25 protein-coding genes are annotated in these 14,286 nt (G+C 46.9%); 1 reads left to right on the top strand and 24 read right to left on the bottom strand.

Annotated elements, in window-relative coordinates:
- Positions 1-5 precede the first annotated feature (5 nt).
- The gene (locus tag CWM47_RS15660) at positions 6-347 is read left to right on the top strand and encodes a hypothetical protein (RefSeq protein ID WP_100989087.1); all 342 of its coding nucleotides are present in this window, start codon (positions 6-8) and stop codon (positions 345-347) included.
- Positions 348-425: 78 nt separating this feature from the next.
- Here the strand turns inward: CWM47_RS15660 and carA are convergent, their stop codons facing one another.
- From carA to rpsC, 24 genes are all read right to left on the bottom strand, one after another.
- Positions 426-1,529, bottom strand: coding sequence for a glutamine-hydrolyzing carbamoyl-phosphate synthase small subunit (gene carA / locus CWM47_RS15665; RefSeq protein ID WP_100989090.1), 1,104 nt, complete (start codon positions 1,527-1,529; stop codon positions 426-428).
- 164 nt (positions 1,530-1,693) lie between these two features.
- The gene (gene rplQ / locus CWM47_RS15670) at positions 1,694-2,305 is read right to left on the bottom strand and encodes a 50S ribosomal protein L17 (RefSeq protein ID WP_100989092.1); all 612 of its coding nucleotides are present in this window, start codon (positions 2,303-2,305) and stop codon (positions 1,694-1,696) included.
- 78 nt (positions 2,306-2,383) lie between these two features.
- Complete coding sequence (locus CWM47_RS15675; RefSeq protein WP_012930217.1) at positions 2,384-3,373, bottom strand: DNA-directed RNA polymerase subunit alpha; 990 nt, start codon at positions 3,371-3,373, stop codon at positions 2,384-2,386.
- 190 nt (positions 3,374-3,563) lie between these two features.
- Complete coding sequence (gene rpsD, locus CWM47_RS15680) at positions 3,564-4,169, bottom strand: 30S ribosomal protein S4 (protein WP_100989094.1); 606 nt, start codon at positions 4,167-4,169, stop codon at positions 3,564-3,566.
- A gap of 78 nt (positions 4,170-4,247) precedes the next feature.
- Positions 4,248-4,643, bottom strand: a complete 396-nt coding sequence (rpsK, locus tag CWM47_RS15685) for a 30S ribosomal protein S11 (protein ID WP_012930219.1) — start codon at positions 4,641-4,643, stop codon at positions 4,248-4,250.
- 105 nt (positions 4,644-4,748) lie between these two features.
- Complete coding sequence (rpsM, locus tag CWM47_RS15690; protein WP_100989096.1) at positions 4,749-5,126, bottom strand: 30S ribosomal protein S13; 378 nt, start codon at positions 5,124-5,126, stop codon at positions 4,749-4,751.
- 2 nt (positions 5,127-5,128) lie between these two features.
- Positions 5,129-5,245, bottom strand: coding sequence for a 50S ribosomal protein L36 (rpmJ, locus tag CWM47_RS15695; RefSeq protein ID WP_046577847.1), 117 nt, complete (start codon positions 5,243-5,245; stop codon positions 5,129-5,131).
- An 84-nt stretch (positions 5,246-5,329) separates the two neighbouring features.
- The gene (infA, locus tag CWM47_RS15700; RefSeq protein WP_009284801.1) at positions 5,330-5,548 is read right to left on the bottom strand and encodes a translation initiation factor IF-1; all 219 of its coding nucleotides are present in this window, start codon (positions 5,546-5,548) and stop codon (positions 5,330-5,332) included.
- A gap of 7 nt (positions 5,549-5,555) precedes the next feature.
- Positions 5,556-6,368 (bottom strand): type I methionyl aminopeptidase, encoded by an 813-nt coding sequence (map, locus tag CWM47_RS15705; RefSeq protein WP_100993898.1) that lies wholly within the window; start codon positions 6,366-6,368, stop codon positions 5,556-5,558.
- Between the two features lie 32 nt (positions 6,369-6,400).
- Complete coding sequence (gene secY / locus CWM47_RS15710) at positions 6,401-7,720, bottom strand: preprotein translocase subunit SecY (protein ID WP_100989098.1); 1,320 nt, start codon at positions 7,718-7,720, stop codon at positions 6,401-6,403.
- Between the two features lie 31 nt (positions 7,721-7,751).
- Positions 7,752-8,228 (bottom strand): 50S ribosomal protein L15, encoded by a 477-nt coding sequence (gene rplO, locus CWM47_RS15715; RefSeq protein WP_100989100.1) that lies wholly within the window; start codon positions 8,226-8,228, stop codon positions 7,752-7,754.
- A gap of 175 nt (positions 8,229-8,403) precedes the next feature.
- Positions 8,404-8,583 (bottom strand): 50S ribosomal protein L30, encoded by a 180-nt coding sequence (rpmD, locus tag CWM47_RS15720; RefSeq protein WP_100989102.1) that lies wholly within the window; start codon positions 8,581-8,583, stop codon positions 8,404-8,406.
- Between the two features lie 18 nt (positions 8,584-8,601).
- Positions 8,602-9,120: a 30S ribosomal protein S5 gene (gene rpsE, locus CWM47_RS15725; RefSeq protein WP_100989104.1), complete on the bottom strand. Its 519-nt coding sequence runs from the start codon at positions 9,118-9,120 to the stop codon at positions 8,602-8,604.
- Between the two features lie 3 nt (positions 9,121-9,123).
- Positions 9,124-9,477: a 50S ribosomal protein L18 gene (gene rplR, locus CWM47_RS15730; RefSeq protein ID WP_100989106.1), complete on the bottom strand. Its 354-nt coding sequence runs from the start codon at positions 9,475-9,477 to the stop codon at positions 9,124-9,126.
- Positions 9,478-9,585: 108 nt separating this feature from the next.
- Positions 9,586-10,143: a 50S ribosomal protein L6 gene (gene rplF / locus CWM47_RS15735; protein WP_100989108.1), complete on the bottom strand. Its 558-nt coding sequence runs from the start codon at positions 10,141-10,143 to the stop codon at positions 9,586-9,588.
- Between the two features lie 13 nt (positions 10,144-10,156).
- Positions 10,157-10,555, bottom strand: a complete 399-nt coding sequence (gene rpsH, locus CWM47_RS15740) for a 30S ribosomal protein S8 (RefSeq protein ID WP_100989110.1) — start codon at positions 10,553-10,555, stop codon at positions 10,157-10,159.
- 90 nt (positions 10,556-10,645) lie between these two features.
- Positions 10,646-10,915: a 30S ribosomal protein S14 gene (rpsN, locus tag CWM47_RS15745; protein WP_100989112.1), complete on the bottom strand. Its 270-nt coding sequence runs from the start codon at positions 10,913-10,915 to the stop codon at positions 10,646-10,648.
- Positions 10,916-10,938: 23 nt separating this feature from the next.
- Positions 10,939-11,493 carry a 50S ribosomal protein L5 gene (gene rplE, locus CWM47_RS15750; RefSeq protein WP_100989114.1) on the bottom strand — a complete coding sequence of 185 codons (555 nt, stop codon included), beginning with the start codon at positions 11,491-11,493 and terminating at the stop codon, positions 10,939-10,941.
- A gap of 20 nt (positions 11,494-11,513) precedes the next feature.
- Positions 11,514-11,885, bottom strand: coding sequence for a 50S ribosomal protein L24 (gene rplX, locus CWM47_RS15755; protein WP_100989116.1), 372 nt, complete (start codon positions 11,883-11,885; stop codon positions 11,514-11,516).
- A gap of 3 nt (positions 11,886-11,888) precedes the next feature.
- Positions 11,889-12,257, bottom strand: a complete 369-nt coding sequence (rplN, locus tag CWM47_RS15760; protein WP_100989118.1) for a 50S ribosomal protein L14 — start codon at positions 12,255-12,257, stop codon at positions 11,889-11,891.
- Between the two features lie 3 nt (positions 12,258-12,260).
- Positions 12,261-12,626 carry a 30S ribosomal protein S17 gene (rpsQ, locus tag CWM47_RS15765; protein WP_100989120.1) on the bottom strand — a complete coding sequence of 122 codons (366 nt, stop codon included), beginning with the start codon at positions 12,624-12,626 and terminating at the stop codon, positions 12,261-12,263.
- Between the two features lie 12 nt (positions 12,627-12,638).
- Positions 12,639-12,833: a 50S ribosomal protein L29 gene (gene rpmC / locus CWM47_RS15770; RefSeq protein WP_100989122.1), complete on the bottom strand. Its 195-nt coding sequence runs from the start codon at positions 12,831-12,833 to the stop codon at positions 12,639-12,641.
- Positions 12,834-12,854: 21 nt separating this feature from the next.
- Positions 12,855-13,286, bottom strand: a complete 432-nt coding sequence (gene rplP / locus CWM47_RS15775; protein ID WP_012930235.1) for a 50S ribosomal protein L16 — start codon at positions 13,284-13,286, stop codon at positions 12,855-12,857.
- A gap of 88 nt (positions 13,287-13,374) precedes the next feature.
- Positions 13,375-14,286 (bottom strand): 30S ribosomal protein S3, encoded by a 912-nt coding sequence (gene rpsC, locus CWM47_RS15780; RefSeq protein WP_100989125.1) that lies wholly within the window; start codon positions 14,284-14,286, stop codon positions 13,375-13,377.

Raw genomic sequence — 14,286 nt, forward strand, 5'->3', positions numbered from 1 at the left:
TCCTTATGAAAACTGCTCTTATTTCGCTGTTTCAGACCATTAACGATGCAAAGCGCCAGCTCATCGACGAACGAAATAAAACCCATAGCGATGCTGAATTAGCAAGAATTAGTCAGGCAATAACGCTCCTGGATCAATTGGCCAGCGATATACTGATTTTAGATCTGGTAGCACAGGCAGACGAGATAGACGTTCAGGCTCAAGCTATAAGAGACCTGACTGTAAAAATTAATGAGACAACCGCTAACCTTGTTCATATTGCCGCCATTCTCGATAACATAACCAACAAACTTGACGGGCTTTTGAAAGCAGCTTCCATTCTAAGCGGAGTTGGTCTTATTGGGTAGTCCTCATTTCCCCTAACGTAAATAAGCCGCGTTCGTCTTGGGACGAACGCGGCTTATTTACGTTAGGGGAAATGAGGACTACTCTTTCATCATCCCAACAAACTGATCGAATAAGTAATGGGAATCGTGCGGCCCCGGTGATGATTCCGGGTGATACTGCACCGAGAAGGCTGGTTTATCCGTCCGACGGATACCCTCAATGGTTTTATCATTAAGGTTGATATGTGTTAGTTCAACGTTGGCGTGGTCCATTATCTCGTCCGCACTCACCGCGAAACCGTGGTTTTGCGAGGTAACTTCACAATGGCCCGTAATCAGGTTTTTAACCGGATGGTTCAAGCCACGGTGGCCATTGTGCATTTTATACGTTGAGATACCACTAGCCAGCGATAAGATTTGGTGACCAAGGCAAATACCAAATAAGGGTTTGTCTGTATCTAATGCCTGCTTGACCGTTTCAACTGCGTAGGGCATCGCTGCCGGGTCGCCGGGACCATTGGCAATAAAATAGCCATTTGGTTTCCAGGCCGCTAGTTCAGCATGAGCCGTCCGTGCCGGGAAGACCTTGCAGAATACACCCCGTTCGTTAAAGTTGCTCAGAATGCTTCGTTTAACGCCTAAATCAAGCACAGCTACACGTAGAGCAGACTCAGGATCACCTTGTTCATAAGCCTCTTTTGTGCATACTTCCGACGATAGCTCCAGACCGTCCATATCGGGTACTTTATTCAACTCAGCAAGCAATACGGCCGGGTCTAGGATCTCGGACGAAATAATGCAGTTCATCACGCCTTTTGAGCGGATATACCGCACGAGTTGGCGGGTATCTACTCCATGAATACCAACAATACCAGCTTTCTCGAAATAATCCTGTAAGGAACCATCGGCTGTATAGCGGGAGTGAATATTGGAGAAGAAATTGCAGACCATCGCCCGAATTTTTACCCCACCCGATTCCTGTTCGGCATTATTCAGGATGCCATAGTTGCCAATGTGCGACGTGGTATTGATAATTACCTGGCCATAATAAGAGGGGTCGGTGTATATCTCCTGATAGCCAGTCATTCCCGTGTTGAAGCAAATTTCACCACCGGCTGTACCAATTTTACCGAGCGCTAGTCCTCGATATACAGTCCCATCTTGTAAAACCAGCAGGGCTTCAGGCTGTTGCGTATGTTTCATGTATGCGTTTTGGCTTGAAAGACTAAAAAAAAGGGCTAACCGTTGAACGGTTAACCCATTTCTATATGATGTGTGTGTGCGTCACTCAGTTTTTCTTCTTTACCACTTCCGTTTGTTCTACAAAAGTAGCAAGCAAACGTTGTTCAACAATAAAAAACTTGGACTTACGCTTTTGGCGTATCAGAATCTTCATCAGCAACTGGTGCATCAGCGGCAGGTGTTTCTTCAGTTGACGTAACTTCAGCTACAGGAGCAGCAGGAGCTTCATCTTCAACAACTTCAGCAGATGGCTCTTCAACTGATGCAACGGCAACAGGAGCCGTTTCGGTCGTTGCTTTTGCGCCTGCTCCACGACGGCTACGACGAGTTTTCGTAGTGTTGGCAGCCGCTTTTTCAGAGGCAGCCGCCAGAAGAAGTTCGTTGAAATCAACTAGTTCGATTAGGCAGGTATCCGCGTTATCGCCTAACCGGTTACCCAATTTAATAATCCGTGTGTAACCGCCCGGACGGCTGGCAATTTTGTCTGCCACGACGCCGAACAATTCTTTCATCGTATCCTTGTCATTCAAGGCCCGGAATACTTCACGACGATTTACGAACGTGTCATCTTTAGCCCGTGTCAGGATTGGCTCCACAAATTTGCGAAGTTCTTTTGCTTTAGCAACCGTAGTTTCAATACGCTTGTGCAGGATGAGCGACGACGCCATGTTCTGCAACATCGCTTCGCGGTGCGAATGTGTCCGACTTAGGTGGTTATTCTTTTTACCGTGTCTCATTATCTTGTGAGGTTTACAGTTTATGGTTTACAGTCTACGGTTAGCCTTCGAACCATACACCACAAACCGTAAACCGACTTAATCTTCGTCTAGTCTGTATTTGGCAACGTCCATACCGAACGTCAGGTTCTTCTCAGCAACGAGTTGCTCAAGCTCCGTCAATGACTTCTTACCAAAGTTGCGGAACTTCATCATATCGGAAATTTCCAATCGAACCAGATCGCCCAACGTCCGAACGTCAGCCGACTTGAGGCAGTTGTAGGCACGTACCGACAGATCAAGATCCGCCAGTGATGTTTTCAGAAGTTTCCGCATGTGCAGTACTTCTTCATCAACTACATTTTCCTCTTCTGGTTTCGCCGTTTCGAACGTCATCGTCTGATCTGAGAACAGCATAAAGTGCTGAATCAGAATATAAGCAGCGCCTTTCAACGCTTCTTCAGGATGAATCGATCCATCTGTTTCGATGTCTAACAGTAACCGCTCATAGTCAGTTTTCTGCTCAACCCGAGTATTCTCAACACTATATTTCACATTCTTGATAGGTGTGTAAATAGCATCGATAGGGATGTGACCGAAAGGCAATTCGTTAACCCGTGGTTCATCGGAAGGAACGTAGCCCCTACCTTTTTCCACAAAAATTTCCATTTCCAAATCCCGTGTATCATCGATGTGGCAGATTTCCAACTCTGGATTCAGCACTTCGAACGATGGAGAGAATTTGGATATATCACCGGCCTTAAGAACCGATTGTTTCTTGATATTGACGGTGATCTTGTTGTCGACCATGTCATTGATCTTCTTGAAGCGAACCATTTTCAGGTTCAGAATGATCTCTGTCACGTCTTCAACGACGCCCTCGATAGATGAAAACTCGTGCAACACGCCCGGAAATTTCACGCTTGTGATAGCGTATCCTTCCAGAGATGACAGCAAAATACGCCGTAGCGCATTGCCGATTGTTACACCGTATCCTTTTTCAAGGGGTTTGAATTCAAACACCCCGTGAAAGTCGTCAGCTTTCTCCACTACGACTTTGTCGGGCATTTGGAACGCTAAAATTGACATACGTTTCGTATTTTAAAGCAGTTCTCTGCCTTGGCGTGAAGACTGAAATAGTGTTTACGGTTTTCAAGCCTTCGATTTGTGGTACTTCTGCGGGTTAATGACCAGCCTCTTACCGAGAACCAATCGCCCTTTAACCGTAAACTATAGAAAGGCGGCAGAAGCCAGTGAAGGTATCTGCCGACCCAATGAATTATTTCGAATATAATTCGACGATTGCCTGCTCTTTGAAGTTTTCAGGAATCTGATCGCGTTCTGGGTAGCTAATAAACTTACCTACCAGTTCCTGACCATCCCACTCAACCCAGTTATACCGTTTGGTATTACGGGCCGATAAACTTGAAGCGACAGCTTCCAGCGATTTTGATTTTTCACGAACACCGATCAATTGACCTGGCTTCAGCGAGTACGAAGGGATGTTTACTACTTCGCCATCAACGATGATGTGTTTGTGAGATACCAACTGACGGGCAGCCCGGCGAGAAGAAGCAATACCCAGACGATAAACAGTGTTATCTAAACGGGCTTCGCATAATTTGAGCAGATTTTCGCCGGTGATTCCTTCCCGAACTTGTGCCCGGTGGAACAAGGCGCGGAACTGACGTTCCAGAATACCGTAAGTATATTTTACTTTCTGCTTTTCCAGCAATTGGAGTGCATATTCGGACTGTTTCCGTTTGCGACCCCGACCGTGCATACCCGGTCCGTAATTTTTTTTCTGAAGCGCTTTGCTCGGGCCCATAATGGGTTCACCGAACTTGCGCGAAATCTTGGCTTTAGGCCCTATGTAACGTGCCATTCTTCAATGAATGAATAATTGTGAAACATTGAACAGACACAACCAAATGTCGCCTGTCCCTATTCATGCCATCCGTAATTATACGCGACGACGTTTTGGCGGCCGACAACCATTGTGCGGCAACGGGGTAATATCACGAATCGTAGTAACTTCGATACCTGAGTTCTGAATGGTACGGATAGCCGATTCACGACCTGATCCTGGACCTTTCACAAATACCTCTGCTTTCCGCATACCCAGATCGTGGGCAACGGCTGCACAGTTAGAAGCGGCTGTCTGAGCAGCATATGGCGTGTTTTTCTTTGAGCCACGAAAGCCCATTTTACCTGCCGATGCCCAGGAAATAACCTGGCCGTTCATGTTGGTGATCGAAATGATGATGTTGTTGAACGTAGCCCGGATGTGTACCTGACCAACTGGTTCAACAATTACCACCCGCTTTTTCGCTTTGTCTTTGCGTTTTGCTTGAGCCATTGTTTGTAGGTAATCGTCAATGTGTCACAGGTTTCATTACTTGCCAGTCAAAAACTAGTTTCGAACAGCTACAAATGGTCCTTATGACGATGAGCGACCGATTAATTATTTCGTTACTTTCTTCTTGTTAGCAACAGTCTTCCGCTTACCTTTTCGGGTACGGGAGTTGTTTTTCGTATGCTGACCACGAACCGGCAGACCTTTCCGGTGACGAAGACCCCGGTAGCAACCGATGTCCATTAACCGTTTGATGCTCAACTGCACCTCTGAGCGCAACTGACCTTCAACTTTGTATTCGTTCGTGATCGCGTTACGAACAGCACTCGCTTCTTCATCAGACCATTCACTGGCTTTCTTATCAACACTGATACCAGCATCGGTAAGGATTTTCTTAGCCCGGCTACGACCGATGCCGAAAATGTATGTCAGCGCAATTTCGCCACGCTTTTTGTCTGGAATGTCAACACCTGCAATACGTGCCATACTTAGCCTTGTCTTTGTTTATAACGGGGATTCTTTTTGTTGATCACGTACAGTTTTCCCTTCCGACGGATCACGACGCAGTCTTCACTACGCTTCTTGATTGACGCTTTAACTTTCATGATTTTAAAAGTTTTCGGTTTTCGGTTTTCGGTTTTTTGCATCCGGTTGTTACAGCCGAAAATCAAAAACCGAAAACTGTATCCCTATTTGTACCGATACACAATTCGCGCCTTGCTCAAATCGTAAGGCGACATTTCCAATTTTACGCGATCACCTGGCAAAATTTTGATGTAATTCATCCGCATTTTGCCGGAGATGTGAGCGATTACCTCATGCTTGTTAGCGAGTTCAACCCGGAACATTGCATTTGATAATGCCTCTAAAATCACACCGTCCTGTTCTATAGAATTCTGCTTTGCCATGTTCGCTTTAAGCCGCTGTCAGTTCCTGTGTTTCAACCATCAGGCTTGTGTTTGCGGTAACTGCTTCAATGTATTCAAAGGTTGTCAGAATTTCGGGCTTCCCTTTGCGCACGGCCACTGTATGTTCAAAGTGAGCCGAGGGCTTGCGGTCAACTGTCCGAATCGTCCAGCCATCACGCTCCTGAACAACGCCTTTCTTACCGAAATTGATCATTGGCTCAATGGCCAAGATCATTCCTTCCCGTAGCTTGGGACCTTGTCCGCGTTTACCATAATTTGGTACTTCAGGCGCTTCGTGCAGATCCTGACCCACGCCATGACCAACTAACTCCCGAACTACTGAATACCCAAACTTCTCTGCATATGTTTGAACGGCATACCCAATATCACCAACCCTATTACCTTCAACTGCTTTTTCAACACCAAGATATAGGGATTCTTTAGTTCGGCTTAACAGCCGACGAACGGCTGGAGTAACTTCACCAATTGGGTATGTATAGGCGCTATCACTATGATAGCCATTCAACTTTACACCACAGTCTATTGAGATAATATCTCCATCGCGAAGTTCATAGCGGCTTGGAAAGCCATGCACAACTACATCGTTAACAGAGATACAAAGAGATGCCGGAAACTTATTATATCCTAAGAAGGATGGAATACCTCCATTATCTTTAATAAACGTTTCTGCAACCTTATCAAGTTCCTTTGTGGCTATGCCGGGACGGATAAGCTTTGCCACTTCGGCGTGCGCCTTTCCAAGCACCTGTGCACTGATTTTTATAAGGGCGATTTCTTCATCACTCCTGTAAAAAATCATTTTATCCTTTTTATCGGAACTACTCATGTCAATTAAGCGGCTACTGTCTCGCTATTCGCACGTCCCTGTACCCGACCTGATTTCATCAGACCTTCATACCGACGCATTAATAGATAGCTTTCAACTTGCTGGAGTGTGTCAAGCACAACACCGACCATAATCAACAGAGATGTACCACCAAAGAACTGTGCGAAACCACTCGTCATACCCAGCAGGTTGGCCATAGCAGGTAAAATTGCTACAATCGCCAGCATGGCTGCACCTGGTAATGTGATGCGGTCTAGAACAGTGCCAATGTACTCTGAGGTCTGAATACCCGGTTTAACGCCCGGAATAAATCCGCCACTACGTTTCATGTCATCAGCAATCTGAACAGGGTTGACAGAAATAGCTGTGTAAAAGAACGTAAAGATGATAATCAACAGAGAGAACAATAGGTTGTACTGCCAGGTCGTATAGCTTTGGAAAGCATTTTGCACACTAGCTGCAAAATCACTTTTCTCAGCAAACAAACCTGCAACGTACGTTGGAATGAACATCAAAGCCTGAGCGAAAATGATCGGCATAACACCGGCTGCGTTCAGCTTCAGAGGAAGATATTGACGTTGTCCACCAACTACTTTGTTGCCAATAACCTGTTTTGCATATTGAATAGGTATACGCCGAACCGCTTGTGTCAGTACAACAGCACCCATAATAACAAAGAACAGGCCAACCAATTCCAGTACAAAAATCAAACTTCCGCCAGTGCCACGTGACAGGGCTTCTCCGTAGATAGCACCCGGTAGCCGTGACACGATCCCAATCATAATGATCATTGATATGCCATTACCAATTCCTTTATCTGTAATCCGCTCACCGAGCCACATACAAAATATGGTGCCTGCTGTTAAGATAAATAGGGAAGAAATGGTAAATAGACCACGGTCAATTAATAAAGCTTCCTGTGGAATTGTTGTCCGAACATAGGTAATGGCTTGTACAGCCGTTACACCAATCGTAAGCACCCGAGTAATCTGATTTAGTCTCTTACGTCCAGATTCACCTTCCTTCTGCATTTTCTGGAAGTAAGGTAGAGCCAGCGTAAGCAACTGGATAGCAATCGACGCCGAGATATAAGGCATGATTCCCAGCGCAAAGATTGAGGCTTTGCTAAACGCTCCACCTAAAAAGGTGTCCAGCAAACCAAGTAATCCCTGAGGATTAAGGTTTAGTTTGTTGGGATCAACGCCGGGTAGTACAATAGCCGAGCCAAGACGAAACGCTGTTATAAACAACAACGTGTTCAGGATTCGACCCCGCAACTCGTCAATTGCAAAAATATTCTTAAACGTGGTGATGAGTCGATTCATAAAAGTATGTCGGCCGTTACGGTGCTTACAACTAGTTAGCTGCTTCCTCTTTTACATGTTTGGCAGGCACAATGGCCTTACCGCCTGCTTTTTCGATAGCTTCTTTGGCACTACTCGAGAAAGCGTGGGCATGAATTTCAACTGCTGCTGTCAATTCACCCCGGCTAAGTACTTTAACAAGATCTTTCTTGCTGACCAGACCATGCTGGAGCATAAAATCCATATCGACTATTGTCGCTTTGGTTTCATCAATCAAAGCCTGAATTGAGTCCAAGTTGAGAGGTTTGTACTCGACGCGGTTGATATTCTTAAAGCCAAATTTCGGCACACGACGTTGAAGTGGCATCTGTCCACCTTCGAAGTGTATTTTACGACTATAACCTGAGCGTGACTGCGCTCCTTTGTGACCACGCGTAGACGTTCCGCCCATGCCTGATCCCTGTCCGCGTCCGACTCGCTTGCGCTCTCTGACGGAACCTTTTGCCGGTCTAAGGTTGCTTAAATTCATTTTGATAATTAAAAAAAGGAAAATAAATGAACAGAGATCAGTACTAATGATGATCTGGTCCAATTACTCTGCCACTTTGGTCAACACTTATTACTAAAAAGATGATTCTTTTGGCCTTTCGAGACCTTCATGAAGAGGCACGATGGCCTGAAAACCAAAAGAATCGCAAAGATACTTAAATTTCTTCAACCTTCACCAAGTGCTGCACCTTATTGATTGCACCTTTCAAAGCGTCGTTATATTCTAACTCGACACTCCGGTTGATTTTGCCCAAGCCTAGCGACTTGATTGCATTTTTCTGGTTTAGCGGTCGTTTAATGGTGCTGCTGACCTGCGTGATGCGTACTCGTGCCATGTCTGTTGCTCCTTTATATTAACCGTTAAATACTTTTGCCAAACTAATCTGACGCTGGAAAGCTACTTGGTGCGGTAAACGCATCTTAAGTAGCGCAACGAGCGTAGCTTTTACCACGTTGTGAGGATTCGAAGAACCCTTCGACTTTGCAAGGATGTCATGAATGCCAGCCGATTCAAGAACGGCCCGCATAGCACCACCAGCAATTACACCTGTACCAGGAGCAGCTGGTTTCAGCAGGACGAAGCCACCACTGAATTTGCCTTCCATTTCGTGAGGAACCGTCCGCTTCAGAAGGGGAATCTGTACCAGATTCTTCTTTGCGTCTTCCACTCCTTTGGCAATGGCGTCCGTTACTTCATTGGCCTTGCCTAATCCGTAGCCAACGACACCGTTACCGTCGCCAACGACGACAATAGCCGAGAAGCTGAACCGGCGACCACCTTTTACCACCTTCGCTACGCGGTTGATGGCTACAACCTTTTCTTTCAGGTCGGCTTCGTTAAATTTTGTCGGTCTTGCTGAATTGATGTTCATCGCTTAGAACTTAAGGCCTCCCTCGCGGGCTGCATCGGCCAATGCTTTTACTTTACCGTGATATAAGTAGCCGTTGCGGTCGAATACAGCCGTGCTGATATTCTGAGCAACTGCTTTTTCAGCCAATCGCAGGCCTACTTTCTTCGCCGTTTCGACGTTGTTGCCTTCGGCTTCGCTTTTCAACTCAACCGATGATGCGGCTGCAAGTGTGCGGCCAGCAATATCGTCAATGAGCTGCGCGTAGATCGCTTTATTAGAGCGGAAAACTGACAAACGGGGGCGTTCAGCCGTACCCGATACTTTCGCCCGGATGCCAAACTTGATCCGCTGTCTTCTTTCGTGTTTATTCGTTGCCATGTTATTTGATTCCGACCAAATAGGCGTTTAAATAGTTTGATGTCTGTAGTTCGACATTTGAGGTCCGACGTTTTCAAGCGGCTGACCTCAAATGTCGAACGGCAAACCTTATTTTTTAGACGAAGATTTACCAGCTTTCCGGCGAACTTGCTCGCCAATGAAGCGGATACCTTTGCCTTTGTACGGCTCAACTTTACGGAGCGAACGGATTTTAGCCGCAACATCACCTAAAAGTTGTTTATCCGAACCTTCCAGATAAACTTTTGGGTTCTGGCCTTTTTCCGTTACCGCTGTTACCTTGATTTCGGTTGGAACTGCTAAAAACACATTGTGTGAGTAGCCAAGTTGCAATTCGAGAATGTTGTTAACAACCGATGCTTTGTAACCAACCCCGATAACTTCGAGATCAAGTTTAAAGCCTTCGCTTACTCCCGTTACCATATTGTTCACCAGCGAACGATACAAGCCGTGAAGGGCTTTATGACGCTTTTGCTCAGTTGGGCGGGATACTTGAATATGACCGTCTTCAATGGCTACCGAAATGTCCGGGTCAACCGATTGGGTCAAGGTGCCTTTAGGCCCTTTTACCGTGACGACATTTTGGTCGTCGACAGACAACGTTACGTTGCTGGGCAGGGCGATGGGTTTCTTACCTATGCGTGACATCGTTCAGTTCGGATTAATATACGTAACACAATACTTCTCCACCGACGTTCAGCGTCTTCGCTTCTTTGTCTGTCATCACACCTTTAGAGGTAGAGATGATCGCGACACCTAAACCATTCAGAATGCGTGGCAGGTTATCGGCTCCCCGATACTGACGCAGACCTGGACGGCTGATGCGTTGTAGATCAACGATAGCATTCTGCTTCGTCGTCGGATTGTACTTCAGCGCAATCTTGATTGAGCCTTGTGGGGTGCTATCATCGAACTTGTAGTTCTGGATATACCCTTTTTCGTACAAAACCTTGGTAATTTCTTTTTTTATGTTCGAAGCAGGGATCTCCACAACCCGGTGCTTAGCCCGGATGGCGTTTCTAACGCGGGTCAGAAAGTCTGCTATTGGATCTGTATTCATTCTTAGTGTTGCGTTACTTGCAAACCTCTCTTTTTGAGAAAGTTCGCAAAATTACGGAAACTGAACTACAAATAGAAATGGAATCTGGAATTACCAGCTTGCTTTAGTTACACCTGGAATTTTACCTGCTGATGCCATCTCCCGGAATGTTACCCGTGAAATACCAAACTTACGCATGTAGCCCCGAGGACGACCCGTTAATTTGCAGCGATTGTGCAAACGAACAGCGGACGAATTCTTAGGCAGTTTATCCAGACCGATGTAATCGCCGGCAGCTTTTAAAGCAGCCCGCTTTACAGCGTACTTAGCCACCAGTGCCTCGCGTTTCCGTTCCCGTGCTTTTATTGATTCTTTTGCCATTGTCTTAACCTTTTTGTCGGTTGTTATTTATCACTTTTAGCAAACGGCATTCCCATGGCTTTCAGCAACTCGTAACTCTCGTTATCGGTGTTGGCGGTGGTCACAAATGTGATGTCCATCCCCGAAATACGGGCTACTTTATCAATGCTGATTTCAGGGAAGATAATCTGTTCCTGCACACCGAATGTATAGTTTCCGCGGCCGTCGAACCCTTTATCGCTAATGCCTTTGAAGTCACGAACACGTGGCAGCGATACGGCTGTCAACCGGTCCAAGAATTCATACATCTTCACACCACGTAACGTAACTTTCGCACCAATGGGCATCTTTTCCCGTAGTTTGAAGTTCGAGACAGCCTTCTTCGACATAGTCGGAACAGCTTTCTGACCCGTGATGGTCGTCAATTCTTCGACGCCCACGTCTACCAACTTTTTATCGGCGACAGCGGCTCCAATACCTTTGTTGATGACGATTTTGCTCAGACGCGGTACTTGCATAACCGACTTATACTGAAACTTGTCCCTCAACTGGGGTACGATTTCGCTTAGATATTTTTCTTTCAGTCTTGGCGTTGCCATTTTCTTAGACCTGCTTAAGGTTATTTACGACCCGCGTCGGCGGACCGATCAGGGATAAAGTTGCCCGTCTTCTTGGAGAAGCGCTGTAGCTTTCCCTTTTCGTTTACTTTACGACCCGTGCGGGTAGGTTCGCTGGTGGCGGGATCAACTAACTTCAGATTACTGATGTGGATTGATCCTTCCGTTTTTACCAGACTCCCCTGCGGGTTAGAAGCCGTTGGCTTCATGTGCTTGGTAATCATAGCAACGCCCTCAACGCGAGCACGATCTTTCTCTATGATTACTTCTGTCACTACACCGCGCTGACCTTTCGAGTTACCACCAATCACGACGACGGTATCGCCCGATTTGATGTGGAATTTGTGTTTCGGTAGCGTTATTTTCTTCTCCATTGCTTACAATACCTCTGGGGCTAACGATACGATTTTCATAAACTGCTTCTCACGCAATTCACGAGCCACAGGCCCGAAAATCCGGGTGCCGCGAGGCTCATCGTTGTTGTTGAGCAATACGGCAGCGTTGTCTTCAAAGCGGATGTATGATCCATCTTTACGACGTACTTCCTTCTTTGTCCGAACAACAACTGCTTTTGAAACCGTCCCTTTTTTCATACTGCTGGACGACAGAGCCTGTTTCACCGTCACGACAATCTTGTCACCGACTGATGCATACCGCTTACCTGTACCGCCCAGAACGCGGATAACCAGCACTTCTTTCGCGCCACTGTTATCGGCTACTCCTAATCTTGATTCTTGCTGTAACATGGCTTACTTCGCTTTTTCGATGATTTCGACTAAACGCCAACGCTTATTTTTGCTCATTGGGCGGGTTTCCATAACACGAACCGTGTCTCCGATACCACACTCATTTTTCTCGTCATGAACAGTCAGTTTTTTCGTCTTGTTCATGAACTTGCCATACATCGGGTGTTTCACTTTACGATCAATCGCTACAGTGATGGTCTTTTGCATCTTATTGCTGGTAACCCGTCCGATACGCTCTTTCCGAGCGTTGCGCTCCGAAGCCGTTGCTGTTTCGCCCGTTGCTGGAGCGACTGCCTTCGGCTGTTCTGTTGCTGCTGCCGCCGGAGCTTGTTCTTCTACCTGCGGTGCTGGTGCTTGTTGCTCTTCCATTGTCGTGTCTTATTAGGCTTGCCGCGATTTTACCGTCAGTTCCGTGTTCAGGCGAGTGATCCGTTTCCGGCTCTCGCGGATGCGCATTGGGTTCTCAACTGGAGATACCGCATGAGCGAACCTAAGTTTCAACAGTCGGTCCTGTTCGGCACCAATTTCGGTGCGTAACTCGTCAGCCGACAATCCTTTTAAATCTTCTTTTTTCATCTTGTTCGTCGCTTAGGGGTACTAGTCTTCGACTTGCTCCTGATAATCACGCCGGACAACAAACTTCGTCCGAACTGGCAATTTCTGAGCAGCCAGGCGCAGGGCTTCCATTCCCGTTGCCAGATCAACGCCCGTTGTTTCGAACATAATCGTGCCGGGCTTCACTACGGCTACCCAATACTCTGGGGCACCTTTACCTTTACCCATCCGAACTTCGGCTGGCTTCTTGGTAATTGGCTTATCGGGAAAAATGCGAATCCAAACCTGGCCTTCGCGTTTCATTGCCCGTGTTACTGAGATACGAGCGGCTTCAATCTGGCGGGCGGTAATCCGACCTGGTTCCAGCGATTTGATGCCGAATGTACCGAAGGCAATTTCGTGGCCGCGCGATGCGATACCAGGAATTCTACCTTTATGTTGCTTACGGAATTTAGTTCTTTTTGGCTGTAACATAGCTCTAAAAGTTAGCGTCGATAGTGGTTAGTTGGTAATCTTCAGTGTTGTGAACTGACGACCGCTGACTGACGACTGACGACTGAATTTATCGTCTTGGTCCGCCACCACGGTTGCCACCTTGACCACCACCACCACGGTTACCACCTGGGCCACCTGCATTGCCGCCCCGATTACCACCCGGGCCACCTGCATTACCACCAGCACCACCGCCACGGTTATTACCGCCACGGTCTCCGCCACGACCACGACCACCACGGTCGTTGCCATCACGATCACCACGAGGTCCACGACGATCGCCACGATCATTTGACGAAGCAGAACGCTCACCAGCTTGTGCCTGGCTCATCATTGCTGCTGGCGACAGATCACGCTTGCCATACACTTCACCTTTGAAAATCCACACCTTGATGCCGATTTTACCATAAACGGTTTGAGCTTCAGACAAGGCATAGTCAATATCGGCACGCAGTGTGTGAAGGGGTACACGACCTTCTTTGTACTGCTCAGAGCGGGCAATTTCAGCACCACCCAAACGACCTGATACTTTCACCTTGATACCTTGAGCACCTACCCGAATCGCGGATTGGATAGCTTGCTTCATGGCACGACGGAACGAAATACGAGCCTGTAACTGCTGAGCGATAGCTTCGCCAACCAGTTTGGCATCAATTTCAGGACGTTTGATTTCGAAGATATTGATCTGGACATCTTTGCCCGTGATCTTCTTCAACTCTTCTTTGATCTTATCAACTTCACCACCGCCTTTACCGATAACAATACCCGGACGAGCCGTGTGAATAGTCAACGTTACGCGCTTCAGAGTACGTTCAATAACGACCCGCGCAATGGCGCCTTTTGGAATACGAGCTGAAATATATTTCCGGATTTTTTCGTCTTCAACGAGTTTTTCCGCAAACTCTTTGCCGCCGTACCAGCTTGACTCCCAGCCCCGAACAATACCAAGTCGCAGGCCAATTGGATTTATTTTTTGTCCCAT

This window comes from Spirosoma pollinicola, from assembly GCF_002831565.1.
GTDB lineage: Bacteria > Bacteroidota > Bacteroidia > Cytophagales > Spirosomataceae > Spirosoma > Spirosoma pollinicola.